Source organism: Exiguobacterium sp. ZOR0005 (assembly GCF_000798975.1).
Classification (GTDB): domain Bacteria; phylum Bacillota; class Bacilli; order Exiguobacteriales; family Exiguobacteriaceae; genus Exiguobacterium; species Exiguobacterium aurantiacum.
This window is the reverse complement of record NZ_JTLB01000031.1, coordinates 45,050-65,720: the sequence shown is the minus strand read 5'-3', so window position 1 is coordinate 65,720 and position 20,671 is coordinate 45,050. Positions and strand designations below refer to the sequence as shown.

General features: G+C 52.1%; 19 protein-coding genes and 1 riboswitch. Of the genes, 13 read left to right on the top strand and 6 right to left on the bottom strand.

Annotation, left to right across the window (positions count from 1 at the left end):
• Positions 1-4: 4 nt before the first annotated feature.
• A complete protein-coding gene (locus tag L971_RS13265; protein ID WP_024372263.1) occupies positions 5-784 on the top strand; it encodes a TIGR01457 family HAD-type hydrolase in 780 nt (259 codons plus the stop codon).
• 20 nt (positions 785-804) lie between these two features.
• Here L971_RS13265 and L971_RS13260 read toward each other — a convergent pair whose 3' ends face one another.
• A complete protein-coding gene (locus L971_RS13260; protein WP_228617585.1) occupies positions 805-1,062 on the bottom strand; it encodes a NifU family protein in 258 nt (85 codons plus the stop codon).
• 95 nt (positions 1,063-1,157) lie between these two features.
• On the opposite strand from L971_RS13260, the gene L971_RS13255 reads away from it, so the two are divergent.
• On the top strand, positions 1,158-1,445 hold the full coding sequence (locus L971_RS13255) for a YuzD family protein (protein ID WP_024372262.1): 288 nt from the start codon (positions 1,158-1,160) through the stop codon (positions 1,443-1,445).
• A gap of 43 nt (positions 1,446-1,488) precedes the next feature.
• Here L971_RS13255 and L971_RS13250 read toward each other — a convergent pair whose 3' ends face one another.
• Positions 1,489-2,925: a S8 family serine peptidase gene (locus L971_RS13250; RefSeq protein ID WP_024372560.1), complete on the bottom strand. Its 1,437-nt coding sequence runs from the start codon at positions 2,923-2,925 to the stop codon at positions 1,489-1,491.
• A gap of 273 nt (positions 2,926-3,198) precedes the next feature.
• Complete coding sequence (locus tag L971_RS13245; RefSeq protein ID WP_024372561.1) at positions 3,199-4,254, bottom strand: NAD(P)/FAD-dependent oxidoreductase; 1,056 nt, start codon at positions 4,252-4,254, stop codon at positions 3,199-3,201.
• Between the two features lie 98 nt (positions 4,255-4,352).
• On the opposite strand from L971_RS13245, the gene L971_RS13240 reads away from it, so the two are divergent.
• Together L971_RS13240 and L971_RS13235 are read left to right on the top strand one after the other, a co-directional pair.
• Positions 4,353-4,589 (top strand): YuzB family protein, encoded by a 237-nt coding sequence (locus L971_RS13240; RefSeq protein WP_024372562.1) that lies wholly within the window; start codon positions 4,353-4,355, stop codon positions 4,587-4,589.
• Between the two features lie 202 nt (positions 4,590-4,791).
• Entirely contained in the window at positions 4,792-6,003 is a 1,212-nt protein-coding gene (locus tag L971_RS13235; RefSeq protein ID WP_024372563.1) for a NupC/NupG family nucleoside CNT transporter, read from the top strand.
• A 246-nt stretch (positions 6,004-6,249) separates the two neighbouring features.
• Here L971_RS13235 and L971_RS13230 read toward each other — a convergent pair whose 3' ends face one another.
• A complete protein-coding gene (locus tag L971_RS13230) occupies positions 6,250-6,837 on the bottom strand; it encodes an ECF transporter S component (RefSeq protein WP_024372564.1) in 588 nt (195 codons plus the stop codon).
• A 161-nt stretch (positions 6,838-6,998) separates the two neighbouring features.
• Positions 6,999-7,140, bottom strand: a riboswitch (FMN riboswitch).
• A gap of 97 nt (positions 7,141-7,237) precedes the next feature.
• Between L971_RS13230 and L971_RS13225 the strand changes: the two genes are divergently transcribed.
• Both L971_RS13225 and L971_RS13220 read left to right on the top strand, forming a co-directional pair.
• A complete protein-coding gene (locus tag L971_RS13225; protein ID WP_029334649.1) occupies positions 7,238-7,594 on the top strand; it encodes an iron-sulfur cluster assembly accessory protein in 357 nt (118 codons plus the stop codon).
• Between the two features lie 107 nt (positions 7,595-7,701).
• Positions 7,702-8,556, top strand: coding sequence for an epimerase (locus L971_RS13220; protein ID WP_047376242.1), 855 nt, complete (start codon positions 7,702-7,704; stop codon positions 8,554-8,556).
• Positions 8,557-8,598: 42 nt separating this feature from the next.
• On the opposite strand, the gene L971_RS13215 is transcribed toward L971_RS13220, so the two are convergent.
• Positions 8,599-9,576, bottom strand: coding sequence for an NAD(P)/FAD-dependent oxidoreductase (locus tag L971_RS13215; protein ID WP_047376239.1), 978 nt, complete (start codon positions 9,574-9,576; stop codon positions 8,599-8,601).
• Positions 9,577-9,843: 267 nt separating this feature from the next.
• Between L971_RS13215 and L971_RS13210 the strand changes: the two genes are divergently transcribed.
• From L971_RS13210 to ptsG (L971_RS13190), 5 genes are all read left to right on the top strand, one after another.
• Positions 9,844-11,055: an NAD(P)/FAD-dependent oxidoreductase gene (locus tag L971_RS13210; RefSeq protein WP_024371282.1), complete on the top strand. Its 1,212-nt coding sequence runs from the start codon at positions 9,844-9,846 to the stop codon at positions 11,053-11,055.
• A 129-nt stretch (positions 11,056-11,184) separates the two neighbouring features.
• Positions 11,185-11,502: a YuiB family protein gene (locus tag L971_RS13205; RefSeq protein ID WP_024371283.1), complete on the top strand. Its 318-nt coding sequence runs from the start codon at positions 11,185-11,187 to the stop codon at positions 11,500-11,502.
• Positions 11,503-11,607: 105 nt separating this feature from the next.
• Positions 11,608-12,453 carry a glucose PTS transporter transcription antiterminator GlcT gene (gene glcT, locus L971_RS13200; RefSeq protein WP_024371284.1) on the top strand — a complete coding sequence of 282 codons (846 nt, stop codon included), beginning with the start codon at positions 11,608-11,610 and terminating at the stop codon, positions 12,451-12,453.
• A gap of 217 nt (positions 12,454-12,670) precedes the next feature.
• The gene (ptsG, locus tag L971_RS13195) at positions 12,671-14,197 is read left to right on the top strand and encodes a glucose-specific PTS transporter subunit IIBC (RefSeq protein ID WP_024371285.1); all 1,527 of its coding nucleotides are present in this window, start codon (positions 12,671-12,673) and stop codon (positions 14,195-14,197) included.
• Positions 14,198-14,310: 113 nt separating this feature from the next.
• A complete protein-coding gene (gene ptsG / locus L971_RS13190; protein WP_047376238.1) occupies positions 14,311-16,341 on the top strand; it encodes a glucose-specific PTS transporter subunit IIBC in 2,031 nt (676 codons plus the stop codon).
• Between the two features lie 46 nt (positions 16,342-16,387).
• On the opposite strand, the gene ptsP is transcribed toward ptsG (L971_RS13190), so the two are convergent.
• The gene (gene ptsP, locus L971_RS13185; protein WP_024371287.1) at positions 16,388-18,106 is read right to left on the bottom strand and encodes a phosphoenolpyruvate--protein phosphotransferase; all 1,719 of its coding nucleotides are present in this window, start codon (positions 18,104-18,106) and stop codon (positions 16,388-16,390) included.
• A gap of 330 nt (positions 18,107-18,436) precedes the next feature.
• On the opposite strand from ptsP, the gene L971_RS13180 reads away from it, so the two are divergent.
• On the top strand, positions 18,437-19,876 hold the full coding sequence (locus L971_RS13180; RefSeq protein WP_047376237.1) for a leucyl aminopeptidase: 1,440 nt from the start codon (positions 18,437-18,439) through the stop codon (positions 19,874-19,876).
• A gap of 135 nt (positions 19,877-20,011) precedes the next feature.
• Complete coding sequence (locus L971_RS13175; protein ID WP_024371289.1) at positions 20,012-20,671, top strand: DUF429 domain-containing protein; 660 nt, start codon at positions 20,012-20,014, stop codon at positions 20,669-20,671.

Genomic DNA, 20,671 nt, shown 5'->3' with positions numbered 1-20,671 from the left:
TTGGATGGAAACGGTTAAAGGATACTTATTTGACTTAGATGGAACGATGTACGCAGGGACCGAACCGATCAAAGCGGCGGTCGACTTCGTGAATCGGCTTGAGGCGACGGGGTTCCCGTACTTGTTTGTGACGAACAACGCTTCGATGACACCTGGACAAGTGGCCGATAAGCTCGTGAAGATGGGCGTGCACGTGACGCCTGAACACGTGTTGACGAGTGCGATGGCGACAGCGCGTTATATTGAGAAGATGACACCGAAAGCGACGATTTATATGATCGGAGAAGACGGGCTTCGTCTCGCGCTTGAAGAGCGTGGCTTTACGGTGACGGATGAGCCGAAAGCGGATTACGTCGTCATCGGGCTCGACCGCCATATCACGTACGAGAAACTGGCAAAAGGGGCGTTGGCCATCCGCAACGGGGCGCGCTTTATTTCGACGAACGGGGACATCGCCATTCCGACAGAACGCGGCTTCTTGCCAGGAAACGGGGCGCTCACTTCGGTGCTAGCCGTCACGACCGAAAAAGATCCGTTCTTTATCGGCAAACCGGAGCCGGTCATGGTCGATATCGCTTTAGAGATGATCGGCCTCACGAAAGACGAGGTCGTCATGGTCGGGGATAACTACCATACCGACATCTTGTTCGGCATCAACGGAGGAATCCGGACGCTCCACGTCAATTCAGGCGTGCACGGGCCGGCGTTCATCCAAGAACAAGAAAAGCTCCCGACCTATATGGTCGAGAGCTTGGATGAATGGATGCACGAAAAAAAGGGATGACACGTGTCTCCCTTTTCTAATTAGAATACTTGTTCAACTTCGACGATGCCAGGTACTTCTTCGATGAGCGCGCGCTCAATCCCGGCTTTCAACGTGATTGTTGAAGACGGACAACTGCCGCAAGCGCCCATCAATCGAAGCTTGACGATGCCTTCTTCTACATCTACGAGTTCAACGTCACCGCCGTCGCGAAGCAAGAACGGGCGTAATTTATCGAGTACTTCTTGGACTTGATCGAACATTTCCATGGTATCTACCCCTTTCTGGTTCTCTTTCATTCTAGCAAGTTTGAGATTGTTTCTCAATCATTAACGCTGAGCGTTTTATGACGATGGCGCTCTTGATTTTGTATAATAGGAAAGAAGAGGGGGGGATGGAGATGAAAATCACCGTGTATGGCGCCGAAGTCCAGTGCGCGAGTTGTGTCGGGGCACCGAGTTCTACGGAGACGTACGAATGGTTGCAGAGCGCGCTCGGGCGTAAATATCCGGAGCACCGTTTCGAGTTCGAATATATCGATTTTGAGACGGTCGATGATGAGATCGCGGAGGCGATCAGACAAGATGAGTGGTTTTATCCGCTCGTTCTGTTGGATGGCGAAGTCGTGGACGAAGGGGTCGTCCAACTTCGAAAAGTGTATGCGGCCATCGAACAAAAATAAGAAGAGTCGGACGAGTCCACTGGACTCATCCGACTCTTTTTAGTTAGCGAAGCTGGAATGACGTCGTTGCCGACCCGGCTGTGTAGCCAGAGAGCGTCGCGTCCGATTTCACTTGATACGTCCCTTTCTGTGAAGAAGACGTCGTCGAGAGCGTGAACGTGATCGAACCGTTCGAAGCCGTCTTACCTGTACCCGTCAATGTCGAGCCGTTCGGTTGTGTGACCGTCACGCGGACGTCCGCGTTGGCGACAGCTTGACCGTTCGCATTACGAACCGTTGATGAGATGGAAACTTGTTCGCCGGCATTGTACGTTGCTTTTGACGTCGTGACCGTCGTCGAGAGCGCCTGGACTGGTTGCGACGTGCCGCCAGAGCCTGGAGCTTGAACGAGCCCGTTACCGAACCATGTGTCGCGCCCGGTTGGACCGAGGTCGATGACGTCTTGCGACAAGCGTGTGCGGAGCTGAGATGCTGAAAGTGATGGATACGCTTGTTTCATGAGCGCCAAGTTACCGGCGACGTAAGGTGTCGCCATCGATGTACCACTCAATGGACCGTAGCCGCCATTGTAGAGCGTCGAGTTGATGTTCACCCCTGGTGCCGCGACTTCGACAGTGCTACCTGTCGCTGAGAACGAGGCACGGTTGTCGTTAATGTCTGTCGCTGCGACCGCGATCGCTGAGCTGTAACGAGCCGGGTAGTTGACGAGGTCGCCTGAACCGTCGGCGCGTCCGTTGTTCCCGGCAGCGGCGACGACGAGAATACCGGCGTTGTTGGCTCGGTCGACGACTTGTTGAAGCGTTGACGAGTGGCTCGTCGTCCCGAGACTCAAGTTGATGATATCCATTTGGTTCGAGATCGACCAGTCGATTCCGGCGATGATGCTCGACAAGCTACCGCTACCGTTCGCTTCGAGCGCTTTGACGGCATAGATGCTCGCTTCGTGGGCGATTCCGACCGTGCCGATACTGTTGTTGCGAGCGGCGATAATCCCGGCAACGTGGGTCCCGTGACCGTTGTCGTCGGCATATGAGCTCGTCACACTACTGAACGAGGCACCCCCGGAAATCGTCAAGTCAGGGTGAGCTGAAATGCCGGTATCGACGACGGAGATTTTGACGCCCTTCCCGGTGAATCCACTTTGCCACGCGGACGGTGCTTTTAACTTTGGAATGCCCCAGTCTTGTGTTTGGTTCTCGATTTGAACCGTTTGGTCGACTTCGACATGAGCGATGTTCGGGTTGTTTTTCAAGCCGTTCAGAGCAGATTTTGGTACTTCAAGCGCAGCGGCCGGGATGTTGGCGTACTGCTGACGGACTTCCATGCCTTGAATCGAGAGCGGGTTTTTCTTGGCGGAATCTTTGAATACGACGATGACACGTTCTTTCCCGTTGTCGCTAGACGCATCCGCGATTTGTGGAGCAGATGACAAGACGAGTAGTGAGGCGAGGACGGTGCTGCAAAGTTTTTTCTTCTTCAATGTGGTTCCCCCTTTAGGTTATGTAGGCGTTAAGAACACGTCCGACCAGTCCGAGGAAGCGAGGAGTGGCGCGTGTTGTTTGCCGTGTCCATAATGTAACAAGTATTTCCATCGGGATGTAGATGTCAATCGTATCAATATTCAGAATATTTAAAATGTGGAATCGGGGATATCGGTCCAGGACTTTTGTCACACGCGTCTTCAAGCGCCAAAGGTTGTGTCCATACAAAAACGTGTCGTGCCGAGATCGGCACAACACGTTGGAACATACGTTTATTTAATGACTTTATGCTTCCATAAGATGCCCGACTTGAGCAGTCGAGCGACTTTCCCCGTGAGCGATTGTTTGCCCATGAAGACGCCGAACCCTGCTTTTTTGCCGAGCGAACCGAGCGTGCCTCGCAATTTGATGGCAGGAAGGTCGGGATAAGCCACACCTTTCCATTTGCAGAGCAACACTTGGACGATCTGCTCGGCTTGGGCCTCGGCGAGTTGGCCGGAAGGTGCGTACGGAAGGCTTGCGTTATCCCCGACGACGAAGACGTCCGGTGCTTCCGGGACATGATGGTGAGGCGTCAATTTGACACGGCCACCGCCGTCAAGCTCCCAACCTTGGTTACGGACGACCGCGACCGGTTGAATGCCCGCCGTCCAGACGATCATGTCCGAGGCGAAGAGTTCTTCGTGGTTCCATAAACCATCCGCATCGACGCGCGTGATGTTGGCGTTGTTGATGACGTCGACACCGTGCTCTTCAAACCAGGACTGGACGTACATCGAGACGCGGTTTGACAAGAACGACAAGACGGATGGTCCACGGTCGAAGAGACGAACGGTCAAGTCAGGACGACTTTCCCGGAGCTCGCTCGCGAGCTCGACGCCGGACAGGCCGGCACCGACGATCGAGACGACAGAGCCGGGTGAGAGGCCGTTGATGGCTTGTTGTGTCTTCCGCGATTCTTCAAGCGTTTGAATGCTATACGTGAATTCGGCGGCTCCGGGTACGTTGTGGTATTTGTCCTCGCAACCTAGTCCGATGACGAGGTCGTCATACGGTACTTTTTCCCCGCTTGCGAGCAAGACCATTTTGTCTGTCGTGTCGATGTCGGTCACTTGGCCGTATATGTAGTCGATTCCTTCCGGGAAGTCGACCCGAATGTCACGGTCTGACACCGTTCCGGCGGCCAATGCATAATACTCTGTTTTTAACCCATGATAAGGCAGACGATCGACGAGTGTGATCGACACGTCGTTCAGCTGATGGCTGAGCACACGTTCGATGACACGCATTCCCCCGTAACCGCCTCCTAAGACGACTAATTTGCGCATAAAAATCCCCCTTTGTTACTCTTTAACTGTATCATGTTATAATCTGCCGTAGAAGAACCATTTTCCTTAGAATAAAGGAAAGAAAGACGGTGAAAGAAATGATGAATCCAATCATCGAGTTCTGTGCCTCGAACTTAGCGATGGGCTCACAAATCGCCCGTGCCAAGCTCGAGTCTGACCCTGACCTTGACGTCGTGGAATATGGCTGCACCGGCTACTGCGGTGTGTGTGCCCTTGACTTGTTTTGCCTCGTTGACGGTGAAGTCGTGATCGGGCAGACGCCGGAGGAACTCGTGGCAAACGTATATGAAAAAATCGAAGAGATGGCATGGTAAAAAGTTTGGAGTTTCTTCAAACTTTTTTTCTTTTTGACCCGTTGCTTTTTTTAAAACGGTCTGGTATATTCAAAGAGGTTCGAATGTAGGTTGTCTGACGTTTAACATCAAAAAAAGAAAGCGTTTCAAACGGTAGGACACATCTCTTTTCGGGTATGTCACAAATAATAGCTTTTCTTAACATGAAAGGAGCACAACACTAATGAAAATCATGAGTGTGGTTGGTATTTTGGCACTAATTGGAATCGCTTACATCTTCTCTACCAACCGTAAAGCCATCAAGTGGCGCACAGTCTTGGCGGCATTCGCCATCCAGTTCTTGTTCGCCTTCCTCGTCCTTTATACTTCAGCAGGGCGGGCCGTCTTACTTTGGATCTCGGAAGGGGTTCAAAACGTCTTGAACACGGCGAACGCAGGGATCAGCTTCGTCTTCGGCACAGCTGTAGGCGGGGACAACTTCGTCTTCGCGTTCCAAGTGTTGACGATCATCGTCTTCATGTCGTCGCTCATCGCTCTTCTCTACTATGTCGGCGTCATGCAGTGGGTCATCCGTATTCTCGGTACGGCGCTCGCGAAAGCGCTCGGCACGTCACGTAAAGAGTCACTCTCGGCGACGGCGAACATCTTCGTTGGTCAAACAGAGGCACCGCTCGTCATCAAACCGTACCTTCCTTCGATGACGCAGTCAGAGCTTTTCGCAGTCATGGTCGGTGGTCTCGCATCGGTTGCCGGTTCGGTACTTGCTGGATATGCCGCACTCGGTGTACCGCTCTCGTACTTGCTCGCAGCGAGCTTCATGGCTGCTCCGGCAGGTCTCATGTTCGCGAAAATCATCGTCCCTGAGACAGATGAGCCAGATGACAACATCGAAATCGCGGAAGATGAAGAGAACAAGGCAGCGAACTTCGTCGATGCGGCCGCTCGCGGTGCGTCAGACGGTCTCTTCCTCGCCTTGAACGTCGGTGCGATGCTTCTCGCCTTCGTTTCATTGATCGCACTCGTCAACTTGATTCTCGGTGGAATCGGTGGCTTGTTCGGCTTCGGTGACCTTACAGTTCAATTGATTCTCGGTTATGTGTTTGCTCCGCTCGCGTTCGTCATCGGTGTACCGTGGGCAGATGCAGTTCAGTTCGGTAGCTTCCTCGGACAAAAACTTGTCTTGAACGAGTTCGTTGCCTTCTCTGAATTCGCACCAATCATTGGCACGGGTGAGCTTTCAGCTCGTACGGAAGCGATGACAGCGTTCGCGCTCTGTGGATTCGCCAACATCTCGTCACTCGCGATCCTTCTCGGTGGTCTCGGTGGTATGGCGCCGAACCGTCGTGGTGACATCGCACGCATGGGTGTCCTCGCGATTCTCGCAGGTACGCTCGCTAACTTGATGTCAGCGACACTCGCTGGACTTCTTCTCTAATCGAATACGAGATAATCAGAGTGATCACTTCGGTGGTCACTCTTTTTGTGTGGGCAGGTTAAGGTCGTGTGTCATGTGCGTCGCTGTGAGCCGTCACGTGAGACACGAGATCCGGAAACTGTCCATCGTCCTAGGATGGTGTCATGTCCCTTCGGTTGATACGTATGGGTAAGCCGGAATGGGATGGCGCTGTTATTGAACAAGACATGAAAAAAGCGCCTAGGAATGTTCCTAGACGCGTACGAGTTACGCTTGAAGTTGCATGCGCTGACGTTCGATCCACGGCTTCAATTTGATGAAGAGCGGGACGAACAAGGCAGTGATCAACAAGGCTTTAATAAAGTTGAATGGTAAGATCCCGTAAAGGACGAGGTTCGTTTTCACGGCCGGGTCCGCCATTTCGGCCATCCCGAAGAAGAACGCGTATGCCGGTAAGATGAGTACATAGTTCAAGATGGCCAAGCTGAGCGCCATCGTGATCGTTCCGGCCACGAGGCCTGAAGCGAGCGCTTTATTCGTTTTACGTTTATGGTAGAACCAAGCGACCGGATACATGAAGGCGACACCCGCGAAGAAGTTCGCAAGTTCACCGACCGGCACGCCGCCACCGTTAAAGACATAATAGAGGACGTTTTTTAGAGCGACGACCACGACGCCTGCGAGTGGCGAGAAGACGATACCGGCGACGAGCGCTGGGATGTCACTGAAGTCCACTTTCAAGAACGGTGGTAGGAAAGGCAGTGGGAAGTTAAAGAGCATGAGCACGAATGAGATCGCCCCGAGCATCGATAGCGTCACCAGTGTAGTCAATCGTTTGTTACGCGTTGTTTTCATCAAAATCTCTCCTTTTGTCGCTCCTTGATGAATGGCACCCGTCGCATAGAAAAACCCGATTGCATGAAAACAATCGGGAGAGTTTACGCGCATACGAAATAGATGTTTTCCATCGCGGAAAAGCCCACGCCAAAGAAAACATCCGAATATCGGTCGGATGCCGCCATCTTCTCCCATCCAGACTATACTGTCGGCTTTCGAATCTCACGAAATCAGCAAGCAACGCCTTGCTCGCTCACGGGCTGAGAAGAACTTGTCTTCAATACCGCCGGTCGGGAATTTCACCCTGCCCCGAAGATGGAACGATTTAATTTTTTTTGTTACAGTTTAGTTATACAAGATATTTCACAAAATCTCAAGTGAGTTGACTTGATATGAAGATAATGAAGGAGGAGTTCAGATGATTCATTTGACAGAGTCAGCGGCGCTTCAGGTCATCGATATGATGAAACAGACCGAACGCCCCGATGGACAATATTTACGGATCAAAGTACAAGGGGGCGGATGTACCGGCTTGTCTTATGGAATGGGGTTCGATGAGGAAAAGACGGACAAGGACGTTCAGTTCGACCATCACGGGGTCCGCGTCATCGTCGCCGAGGCCGACCACGGTGTCGTCGATGGGCTCGAAATCGACTACAAACAGTCGATGCTCGGGGGCGGCTTTACGATTAAAAACCCGAACGCCATCGCGACGTGCGGTTGCGGCTCGAGTTTCCGGACCGCGTCGAACGCCGGGACACCGGGAGATTGCTGAACGGGGAGGTTGCAGACATACGTCTGTGACCTTTTTTTGTTCGTAGGTTATTCCAAGGAAATGAACGGGAATATTGGAGAGAGAAGGATGAAAAGGGGGCAGAGAGGATGAGAAAAGTACTGATTTTCGGTGGGTCGCGCTATTTCGGGAAACGATTGGCACTCCGATTGGCGGAGGCGGGAGACGACGTGACGATTGTGACGAGAGGGCAACTGCAAGTGCCTGAGGCAGAAGGGATTCGTTCAATCAAAGGAGACCGGCAGTCGGTGGCGACGATGAAAGACTTATCACGCGACCGTTACGATGTCATCTATGACAACATTTGTTTTTCGCCGTATCAGGCGAAAATCGCGGCCGATGCGTTTTTGGACCGAGTCGGAAAATATGTGCTGACGTCGACGTTGTCCGTCTACGCCCCGGGTTCCAATTTAAAAGAAAGTGACTTCAATCCGCTCCATTACGATTACCACCTCGAAGCAGATCATGACTACGGACAAGGTAAACGGGAGGCCGAATCGTACTTCTTTCATCGCGCCTCGTTCCCGGTCGCGACCGTCCGCTTTCCGATCGTGCTCGGTCCGGACGACTATACGGACCGTCTCAAGTTTTATGTCGACGCGATTCGTCGGGAAGAGCCGATCGTCCTCCATCATCCGGAAGCAAAAATGGGCTTCATCTCAAGCTTTGAGGCGGCCGCCTTTTTGGAATGGGTCGGCCGGGCGAACGTGACCGGGCCGTTCAACGCGGCGAGCGACGGGTTGATCTCGATGGGCGCGCTCATGGAGCGGATTGGTCATCATCTCGGTAAACCGGTCCACATCGTCAAAGACGGGGAGTCGTCCCCGTACGACACGGACGTCGATTACTACATGTCGATCGCGGAGGCGAAAAAAGCCGGATTCGTGTTCACGCAACTTGATGATTGGATTGACCGCGTCATCATTCAGACGATTCGCAAATAAAAAAAACGGCCTCTCATCAATCAAGATGAGGGGCCGAATTGATTATTTCCCGGCAAATACCGAGGTCGAGTGTTGCGGGTGGCGTGCTGTCGGGTCGACGAGCTGCTTCACTTGGTTGACGGCGATCGGTGCTTCGCCGAAGCCGGTCGCGATCAATTTCACTTTGCCTTCGTACGTGGCGATGTCACCGCAAGCGAAGATGCCGGCGACTGTCGTCTCCATGCGTGAGTCGACACGGATCGTGTTCTTCTCGAACTCCATGCCCCAGTTTTTGATCGGGCCGAGTGACGAGACGAAACCGTAGTTGCAAATCAAGTCATCGACTTCGACGAACTTCGAGGTGCCGTCCTTGTCGGTCAACTCGATCGATTCGATGTGCGTCTCACCAGAGAGCGACTCGATGTTATATGGTGTCCAGACGTTGATCGTCGATGCCTTCATCTGTTCGACCGTGTGCTCATGGGCACGGAAACGGTCACGGCGGTGGACGATGTGGACTTCTTTGGCGATGCCTTCAAGCATGAGCGCCCAGTCACCGGCTGAGTCGCCGCCACCGGCGATCATGACGCGGCGGTCACGGAATTTCTCCATGTTGTCCACGAAATAATGAAGGTTGGCAAAGTCTTCGCAACCATCAATCCCGAGCGGACGTGCGGCGAATGCCCCGTTCCCGGCAGTGATGATGATCGCTTTCGTATGATACTCGTCTTTGTTCGTCGTGATTTGGAACGTGCCGTCTTCTAACCGTTCCACCGTCTCGACCGTCTCGCCTAAACGATAGTCCTGCTCGAACTGGTCAGCCTGTGCTTTCAGCTGGTCGATCAAATCTTGGGCTTTCACTTTCGGGAAGCCGGCGATGTCGTAAATATATTTTTCTGGATAGAGCGTTGACAATTGTCCGCCGAGTTGTGGCAAACTTTCGATCAACGTCGCATCGAGTTGTCGCATACCTGCATAAAATGCGGTGAACAGTCCGACCGGGCCGCCACCGATGATGATCACATCTTTCGTCGATTTCATCGAATTCCTCCTCAAAACGTATACATCTATTATAGTGACATTCGTCAATTAAATCCATTCTGTACAAACATGCAATACATTCAAAAAAAATTCAAGAAGATAAGCTTTTCCATTGAGAAAACGAAACAAAGAGCGTACAATGACATAGAAGCAATTGTGAACATTGGTTGAACAAGGTTTAGGCTTTATTGTGAACAATCATGTGAAAAAAGACACAACATGGTTGTTCAAGAAAACAAAACTATGAAACATAAGGTGGAAATGAACATGAAACGACCTAACATTGTTATTCTCGGCGCGGGTTTTGGCGGGCTCATCACAGCAGTCAATCTTCAGAAGACACTTTCAGCCGGAGATGCGAACATCACGCTTATTAACAAGCATGATTACCATTACCAGACAACGTGGCTTCACGAGCCAGCGGCAGGAACGATGAAACCGGATCAAGCTCGCGTTTACATCAACGACGTCGTGAACCCGTCACGAGTGAAATTTGTCAAAGGGATCGTCGATCGCGTCGATACTACGGCTAAACAAGTATTGCTCGAAGACGGTTCGACTGTTGAATACGATTATGTCGTGTTCGCGCTCGGCGGCGTACCGGAAACGTTCGGTATCCCAGGTCTCAAAGAGAACGCGATGACGATCAGCTCGCTCAACAGCGTCCGTAAAATCAAAAACCACATCGAGTACTCGTTCTCAGAATATAAATCAAAAAATTCGACAGATCGCTCTTACGTCACGATCGTCGTCGGTGGCGCAGGCTTTACCGGCATCGAGTTCCTCGGCGAACTCGTCAACCGTATCCCTGAGCTTTGCAAGCAATACGACGTACCGCGTGAAGCGGTTCGCATCGTCAACATCGAAGCGGCGCCAACGGTTCTCCCAGGTTTCGACCCGGAACTCACGACGTATGCGCAGAAATGGCTCGAGCGTAACGGCGTCGAGATGAAACTCGGCAACGGAATCAAAGGTGTCGAACCTGGTCTTGTCACGTTCGGTCCACTCCAAGGTGACACGACGGAGACGATCGCTGCGAACACGATCCTTTGGACAGGCGGCGTCAGCGGTAGCCCAATCATCGAGAAATCTGGCTTTGAAGCGGTCCGTAACCGCGTCATGGTCGAAGCGGACAACCGTGCCCCTGGCCACGACAACGTCTTCATCATCGGTGACTGCTCGGCCGTCATGGACCCGGTATCAAACCGCCCATACCCGCCGACAGCCCAAATCGCGACGCAACAAGCACATAACGTTGCGAAAAACATCGCGGCCCTCATCAACGGAAAATCGACTTCGAAGTTCACGTATGAGAGCAAAGGGACAGTCGCTTCACTCGGCCATAACGATGGGATTGGAATCGTCATGGGCAAAAAGATCTTCGGTCGCAACGCTTCGTTCATGAAGAAAGTCATCGACAACAAACACTTCATCGAGCTCAAGAAATATGGTCTTGTCCTTAAAAAGGGTAAATTCTAATTCAGTTGAGCCAACGCGCAGCCTGTTCATGAGAACGGGCTGCTTTTTCGTGTCGACAATCCGGTGAACTTCTTTGACCAAGCGGAAGTCGATTCGGTATAATAGATATCGGGAAAAGGGGGCAATCGCATGCATATCATCCAGGCCGTCATCGGCGCGATTTTATATTTGGTCATGTTCTTTAGCATCGGCTTCATCTTGAACATGTTGCTGAAAAAGACATGGACGCTCGTGTTCATCTATCCGATCTTCGTCATTTTGATGATTGATAACGTCAAGCTCTCAAGTTACGTCACAGAAACGTCGACGGCACTCGCGAACGTGTATGAACGTTTGCTCGGGCTGCAGTTTCTTGACATCTTCATGCTCGGTTTCGGCTTGCTCGGCACCATTTTGGCTGGCGTGACGATTCGATTCTTGCGCAAGAGCGGTTATTCGATGTTCTAAAGACGACAGAAATGTTCGTCTTTTTTGTTTTCCGCCTACTTTTTTAGAAGCTGAACCGATATACTAGATAAGATAACGATTTAATTAGTAAGGGATGCGATACGAATGACATTACCGATGTATACGATCAAAAAAGTGTTGAATAATAGCGTTGTCATTTGTCAACATGATACGGATCCGGAAGTCATTCTACTTGGGAAGGGGATTGGCTTTGGCAAGAAGGCGGGCGATCTCGTCGACCCGGCCAGCGTCCCGGAGAAAGTGTATCAGTTGACCGATAAAGAAGAACAGTCGCAGTACCGTGAACTCGTCAAGCACGTCGATGAGGACTTTATCGCCTTCATGCAAGAAATCGTCGGCTTCATCGAGATGAGTACGGGCAAAAAGGTCGATGAACATATTCATATCGGCTTGACCGACCACTTGTTCTTCACGATGAAACGAATCGAACAAGGGATGGAAGTGACGAATCCGTTCTTGCTGGAGACCGAATCGCTCTATCCGAACGAGTACGCGCTCGCCGAACGCATCGTCGATATGATTCATGAGCGGCTCGACGTGTTGTTGCCGGACGCCGAGGTCGGTTTTATCGCCCTTCATATCCATTCGGCGACGACGTTTAAAAACGTGCTCGAAGTGAACCGTCACAATCAAATCATCGGGCAAATCGTTCAGACGATTGAGAGTCGGTTGAACGTCAAAATGGATCGGACTTCACTCGATTATAAGCGCTTACTTCGGCACTTACGGTACGCCGTTGAGCGGGTTGCGACCGGTGAGCTCGTCGAGGCCCCACAAAAAATAGAAAAGGTATTGCGTGAAGAATATCCGCTATGCTATAGTACTGCTTGGGAGCTGATGGGTATCATGGAACGCGAATTAAAGCGTCCTGTCCCACGAGGTGAAGCGACATATTTGACGATGCATCTCCAGCGCCTTACAAGTAGATAAATGATACCACGTATCTTACGTGTTACTGATTCGATCAGGCATGAGTAAGGAGTGGAACGGCTTACGATTTCTCCATTGGGAGAGGTCTACGTTCTATCCCTTGTTCATGCCTGTTTCTGTTTTTATAAACGTTTATTATGAAAACGTTTAGATACGTCGGTTGTCTGACATCTACAGTCGTCTTTCCGTACAAACCATTTCAAAAGGAGGATTTATCATGTTTAAGCAGATTTTTGGTGTTCTTCAAAAAGTCGGTAAAGCGCTTATGCTTCCTGTTGCGATCTTGCCGGCCGCCGGTCTTCTTCTTGCATTCGGTAACGCGATGCAAAACCCGGCCCTTACATCACGCGCTGGTTGGTTAACGAACGCAGGCGTCGTGAAATTCGCTCAGCTCATGGAGCAAGCGGGTGGCATCATCTTCTCGAACTTGGCACTCTTATTCGCTGTCGGTGTCGCAATCGGTTTAGCAGGGGACGGCGTTGCCGGACTCGCAGCTATCGTCGGGTTCCTCATCATGAACAAAGTTATGGGTGTGTGGCTCGAGCTCACGCCTGAAATTATCGCACAAGGTGACCCGGCTTACGCATCAGTCCTTGGTATCCCGACACTTCAAACAGGTGTATTCGGTGGTATCATTATGGGTCTGATCGCCGCCTGGGCATATAACAAATACTTCAACATTCAACTGCCGCAATTCCTTGGCTTCTTCGCTGGTAAGCGTTTCGTCCCAATCGTCACGGCTGTCGCCGCGGTCGTCGCTGGTTTCGTCATGCTTCTCATCTGGCCACCAGTTCAGCACGGCTTGAACTCATTCTCAAACTTCATGTTGACTGAAAACCGCACGCTCGCGGCGTTTGTCTTCGGTTTGATTGAACGTTCATTGATCCCGTTCGGTCTTCACCACATCTTCTACTCGCCGTTCTGGTTCGAGTTCGGCTCGTACACGGATGCAGCTGGTACGATCGTCCGTGGTGACCAAGCGATCTTCTTCGCACAAATTCGTGACGGCGCTGAACTTACAGCCGGTACGTTCATGACTGGTAAATACCCGTTCATGATGTTCGGTCTTCCAGCAGCAGCACTCGCGATGTACCATGAAGCACGTCCTGAGCGTAAAGCAGTCGTCGGTGGTCTTTTGGCTTCGGCAGCACTTACATCGTTCTTGACTGGTATCACTGAGCCGATCGAGTTCTCATTCTTGTTCGTCGCTCCACTCTTGTTCGCAGTACACGCCGTCTTCGCTGGCCTTTCATTCATGGTCATGCACATCTTGAACGTCAAAATCGGGATGACGTTCTCGGGCGGTTTGATCGACTACCTTCTCTTCGGTGTTCTTCCTAACCGTACAGACTGGTGGCTCGTCATTCCGGTCGGTCTCGTATTCGCAGTCGTTTACTACTTCGGATTCCGCTTCGTAATCCGCAAGTTCAACCTTAAAACACCGGGCCGTGAAGATGAAGTCGTTGAGCAATCAACTGCTACTGGTTCGGAACTTGCACAAGATATCCTCGTTGGTTTCGGTGGTTCACAAAACATCAAACACTTAGACGCTTGTATCACACGTCTTCGCGTTGAAGTTAAAGATAAGAACCAAGTGAACAAAGAAGAGTTGAAACGTCTCGGGGCAGCTGGTGTCCTTGAAGTCGGAAACAACATTCAAGCGATCTTCGGACCGCGTTCGGATGCATTGAAATCAGAAATGCAAGCGGTCATCGCGTCAGGTAACGAAAAGAAAGCTAACTAATTTTAGTTGAAAGCCAATCCTTTATGGGTTGGCTTTTTTTGTATCGGGAAAACGGTTTCAGCCATATGTCAGATGGGGAAAAGTAAGTATTCTGACAAAAGGAGGGAACCAAGATGTGGAAGAAAGTGTTTGGTGTCTTGCAACGGATCGGGAAGGCACTCATGCTTCCGGTTGCGATCTTGCCGGCAGCCGGTCTCTTACTGGCGTTCGGTACCGCATTCCAAAATCCTGATCTCGTTGCACTCTTACCTTTCTTGGCAAACGATTCACTCATCCTCGTCTGGCAGGTCATGACCGATGCCGGGGATATCGTGTTTGCCAACTTAGGTCTGTTGTTCGCCGTCGGGGTCGCCATCGGGTTGGCCAACGGGGACGGTGTCGCCGGGTTAGCAGCTATCGTCGGGTATTTGATCATGAACAAAGTCATCAGCACGTGGAACGGGATCACTTCGGATATCGTCCAAGGGGACCCGCAGTACGCAACGGTGCTCGGTATCCCGACGCTCCAAATGGGGGTGTTCGGGGGGATTATTGCTGGTCTAGTCGCCGCATTTGCCTATAACAAATACTTCAACATCAAGTTGCCGGATTTCTTAGGGTTCTTCGCCGGGAAGCGGTTCGTCCCGATCGCCACAGCGGCGTTCAGTTTGATCATCGGGATCGGGCTCGCTTACATTTGGCCGCCGATCGGAGTCGCGATCAACACGTTCTCAAGCACGATCATCGAAGCGAACGTGGCCGTCTCGGCCTTCGTCTTCGGGTTGGTCGAGCGGTCGTTAATCCCGTTCGGGCTACACCACATTTGGTACTCTCCGTTCTGGTTCCAGTTCGGGGAATACACGAACCAAGCCGGGGATCTCGTCCAAGGGGACCAACGGATCTTCTTCGCGCAGTTGCGTGACGGCGTCGAGTTCACGGCCGGGACGTATATGACCGGGAAATTCCCGTTCATGATGTTCGGGTTGCCGGCTGCCTGTCTCGCGATGTATCACACCGTACCGAAAGAACGTCGGAAAAACGTCGAAGGCCTTTACTTCTCGGCAGCGCTCACGTCGTTCCTCACAGGGATCACAGAGCCGGTCGAGTTCTCGTTCGTCTTCGTCGCACCTCTTCTATTCGGGATTCACGCGGTATTTGCCGGACTGTCCTTTATGACGATGCACTTACTGAACGTCAAGATCGGGATGACGTTCTCGGGCGGACTCATTGACTATCTGTTGTTCGGGGTATTACCGAACCGGACGGCCTGGTGGCTCGTCATCCCGGTCGGCCTCGTGTTCGCCGTCATCTATTACTTCGGGTTCCGCTTCGCGATTCAAAAGTTCGACTTGAAGATTCCCGGACGTGAAGCCGTGGTCGAAGGAAAAGAGGCACGTACCGTCGTCGGTGACGATTTGCCTTATGAAGTGCTCGTCGGTCTAGGCGGACCGGAGAACATTAAGCACCTCGACGCCTGTATCACGCGACTTCGTGTCACTGTAAACGACGTCAAACAAGTCGATAAAGATTTGCTCAAAGACCTTGGTGCCGCCGGTGTCCTTGAAGTCGGAGACAACATTCAGGCGATCTTCGGGCCGAAGTCGGACACGCTCAAATCTCAAATCGCCGCGATCATTGAAGGCGGCGAGTACAAGCCGAAAGAAAAAGCTGTCATCACACCTGAGGCGGCGGAACAGGCCGATCATCGCTTCCTCGCACCGATGTCAGGTGTGATCTTGTCACTCGACGATGTGCCGGATCAAGTGTTCTCCGGTCGGATGATGGGTGAAGGATTTGCCATCGAACCGAGCGCGGGCCAAGTCGTGTCTCCTGTCACCGGACAGATCACGACGTTCTTCCCGACGAAACATGCGATCGGGTTGCTCGCGGATGATGGACGAGAAATCCTCATCCACGTCGGTCTCGACACCGTCAATTTGAAAGGGGAAGGCTTCACGTCGAAAGTGAAAGAAGGCGATCGCGTCGAAGCGGGGGATGTCTTGCTCGACGTCGACCTCGACTTGATTCGCGATAAAGTACCGTCGCTCATCACGCCGATCATTTGGACAAACGGGGATGGCAAAACGGTCATCGTGCCGTTCGGAGAAACGGTCGTCGCGGGTGAGGCGCTCGACTTCAGAACGGATGATAAAGGGGCGGAATAAAACAAAAAAAGATGGCTCTCACATCGTGCGAGAGCCATCTTTTTGATTACGCCTTAATATCGAATTTTTCGCTGAGGAAGTTCACGACTTCTTCTGCTGTATCCATGTTGAGAACTTCGTTGACGATCGCTTCTGTTTCCGATTTCGTCAAACGTTTCACGAGGCTACGTGCGCGCAATACGCTCGAAGCTGACATCGAGAACTCGTCAAGTCCGAGTCCGAGAAGGATTGGGATCGCGAGCTCTTCTCCTGCCATCTCGCCACACATGCCGACCCATTTGCCTGCTTTGTGCGCTTCTGTGATGACGTTGTGGAGAAGATTCAAGATGGCCGGGTTGAACGGTTGGTACAAGTACGAGACTTTCTCGTTCATGCGGTCCGCTGCCATCGTGTATTGAATCAAGTCGTTCGTGCCGACCGAGAAGAAGTCGACTTCTTTCGCGAACTGTTTCGCCATGACGGCTGTCGATGGGATTTCAACCATCATCCCTGTCTCGTAGTTGCCGACAGCGACGCCTTCTGCTTTCAACTTCGCTTCTTCTTCGAGAAGAAGGGCTTTCGCGGCACGGAACTCTTCGAGTGTCGCAATCATTGGGAACATGATCGCGAGGTCACCGTGAGCCGAGGCGCGGAGAAGGGCGCGAAGTTGTGTGCGGAACAAATCAGTTTCCTCAAGGCAAAGACGAATCGCACGGTAGCCGAGGAATGGGTTCATTTCTTTCGGCAAGTCGAGGTAAGACAATTCTTTGTCGCCGCCGATGTCGAGTGTACGGATGACAACTTGTTTGCCTTCCATGCCTTCAAGGACTGTCTTATACGCATTGTATTGCTCTTCTTCAGTCGGGAACGTCTCAGAGTCCATGTAGAGGAACTCGGTACGGTAGAGACCGATCGCGTCCGAACCGTTCTTCAAAACGCCTTCGAGGTCGTTCGGTGTTCCGATGTTGGCCGCAAGTTTGACTTTATGGCCGTCGGCTGTGACCGACTCTTCGTTGACGAGTTGTTTCAACTCTTCTTTATACGCTTCGAATGAAGCACGTTTTTCGTTATATTCGTTGACGAGTTCTTCAGACGGGTTGACGAACACGTCGCCCTCTGTGCCGTCGATGACGACGAGATCGCCATTTTTGATTTCTTCAAGCGCTACTTTTGTTCCGACGACAGCCGGGATTTCGAGTGAGCGTGACATGATAGCCGAGTGTGACGTACGGCCACCGATGTTCGTCGCGAATCCTTTGACGTACTTACGGTTAAGTTGTGCTGTGTCAGACGGCGTCAAGTCTTCTGCGATGATGATGACTTCTTCAGAGATTGAAGCGGGTGTCATGAATGTCACGCCAAGAATGTGAGCCATGACGCGTTTCGTGACGTCACGAACGTCCGCTGCGCGCTCACGCATGTATTCGTTGTCCATCGACTCGAAGATCATGATCATCGTTTGAGCCACTTCGTCGAGGGCTTTCGCGGCGTTCATGTGTTCGCTTTCAATTTTCTCGTTCACTTGTGAAACGATCTCTGGATCTTCCACGATGAGCAAGTGTGCCGAGAAAATCTCTGCTTTGTCTTCACCAAGTTCACGAAGTGTGATTTGGCGAATTTCTTCGAGTTCTACTTTCGACTGAGCGATGGCCGCCTCGAAGCGTGCCTTTTCAGCTGCTACATCCTCGATTTTGTTCGTTGGGATGTCGAATGAAGGTGTTTCCATGACGAATGCTTTTGCGACTGCGATTCCCGCAGATGCGCCAATACCTTTAATGTGTGACATAAGCGTAGTCCCTCTCTTCAAAGAAATAGTGTGCTTCCAACGTTACCTCGTTAGTTCTTACCCGAAATGAAAAAGGAATTAACGAAAACGCAGAAGATTAGAGTAGCAACGGTCTGCGACTAGGGGAAGCCTCGACCGAACAAAATGGCCTCACCTCAAGAATAAGGGGTGCCGGATTGCGTACTTACCTATCCTATCATAAAATAAAACCTCGTCACAACGAGGAGATGGCGCCTGAATTCGAAGATTTCTTGACTCTTACGCATACCGTTTCATTATTTTAGAGAAGTTCGTTATGCTAACTATATATAAAGAAGGGAAGTGACACACATGTATCAAGTAAAAGACTTGGATTGGACCGATTCATATGACACGATTGTCGTCGGAATCGGGGCTGCCGATACGATCGATGAGGGGCTCGATGCCTTGTATAATGGTCGGGTCAAGTCGCTCATTCAATCAGCGGACATCTCGACGAAGACTGGGGAACTGTCAATCGTACCGACGTTTGAGGGGACAGTGAAGCGAATCTTGTTTGTCGGGCTCGGACAACGTAACGAGAACACGACAGAGAACGTCCGCAACTGGTTCGGGAAAGTGGCGAAAGAGATCAAGGCCCGTGCGTTCACAGACGTGGCGATCGCGCTCGAGACGTTCGAGTCGAACGGTGCTTTGTTCGCTGAAGCTTACGAGATGGCAACTTACGAGCACCCTACATACAAGTCGGCGCCGAAAGACAGTGCGCCGGAGGTGACGATCACCTTGCTCGGGAATGTCGATCAGACGGAAGTCGAGAAAGGGGCCGCCCGAGGTCGCGGGGTCAACGTGGCTCGCAAGTTGACGATGATGCCGGCGAACATTTTGACGGCAGAGGCGCTTGCCGACTATGCGGTCGAATTGGCAGAGCGCCACGGGTTTAACCATCGTATCGTGGAGAAAGAAGAAATGGAAGGGCTCGGGATGGGCGCGTTGCTGGCCGTCAATCAAGGGTCAAAACTCCCGCCGAAACTAATCGTGCTCGAGTATAACGGGGCCGGGGAAGAAGCCCCGATCGCCGTCGTCGGCAAAGGCGTCACGTTCGACACGGGCGGTTATTCAATTAAGCCGAAAGACGGAATCGTCGGTATGAAAGGCGATATGGGTGGGGCGGCGACCGTCATCGGGTTGTTCGAGACGCTCGCGACGACGAAACCGGCTGTCAACGTGCTCGGTGTCATTCCGGCGACAGATAACATGATTTCCGGTGACGCCTTCAAACCGGACGACGTCATCACAGCGATGAACGGGAAGACGATTGAAGTGTTGAATACAGACGCCGAAGGGCGCCTCGTCCTTGCTGACGCGGTGACGTTCGCGAAGACGTATGACCCGCAAGTGATCATCGATGTGGCGACGCTCACGGGCGGTGTGCTCGTCGCGCTCGGAACCGATGTCACAGGCTGTCTGACGAACGACGATGCACTCTACGGCGCACTCGAAGAAGCGAGCCGTGAGACGAATGAACTCGTCTGGCAAATGCCGTACTTCGATGTGTTCATCAATAAAGTCCGTAAGTCGGAAGTGGCCGATTTGAACAACTCGCCGGGCCGTTTCGGTCACATGATTTTCGGCGGCGCGTTCGTCGGTGAGTTCGTCGGAGATACGCCGTGGCTTCATCTTGACATCGCCGGCACGAGTGAACGCCCGGCGGCGAACGAACTCGGTCCTAAAGGGCCGACGGGTGTCATGGTACGCACGCTTTCCACTTTACTCGACGGGTGGAATCGTTGAAACTAGGAGTGGGATTGGTTGGCTTTGCCGTTCTAACCGGCTTCGGTTACACGGCTTGGCCTTCTCAATGGTTGTTAGGGATCACCGTCTTTTGTGCGGTGTTCGGAATATTGGTTTTCATGCAGGAGGTACGCCGTGGTAGGAGTAGGAATTGATGGGGCACGGGGAAGCTGGGTACGCATCACGTACGACAGCATCTCGCTTTGCCTGACCATCTCAGAGCAGTTAGAAGATTTGTTGATCGATGGGGCGGTGCATTTCGTCGACATGCCGAAAGAGTTAGGGACGACCGAGAAACCGGATCGTACTTGTGATGCTTACTTGCGGTCGCAGTTGACGAAGCGGAAGTCGTCCATCTTCACACCTCCGATTGAAGAAGTGTTGAATGAGGAGACGTATGAAGCGGCGAACCTGAAGAGTCGCGAGCTCATCGGGAAAGGGATCAGCAAGCAGGCGTGGAACCTCGCGCCGCGCATCCGGGAGTTCCAAACGTTGGACCGTGACGATGTGTTCGAGTCCCATCCTGAAGTCTGCTTTGCGGTCATGACGGGACGCGAGGCCGAGTTCAGTAAGAAGACGGAGGCTGGTGAGGCAGAACGGATTGAGCTGCTACGCCGCTATTCGAACAGCTCGCCGTGGAAATGGAAGATGTCGAACGTACAGGTCGATGATATTATCGATGCCTGTATATTGGCCGTCGCCGCATATGAAGCGGGAACGACCGGGATGTCGACTTATCCCGACCGAACTGAAGGAGAACCGTTCGTGGCGGTACCCACGATGAAAGAGCGATGA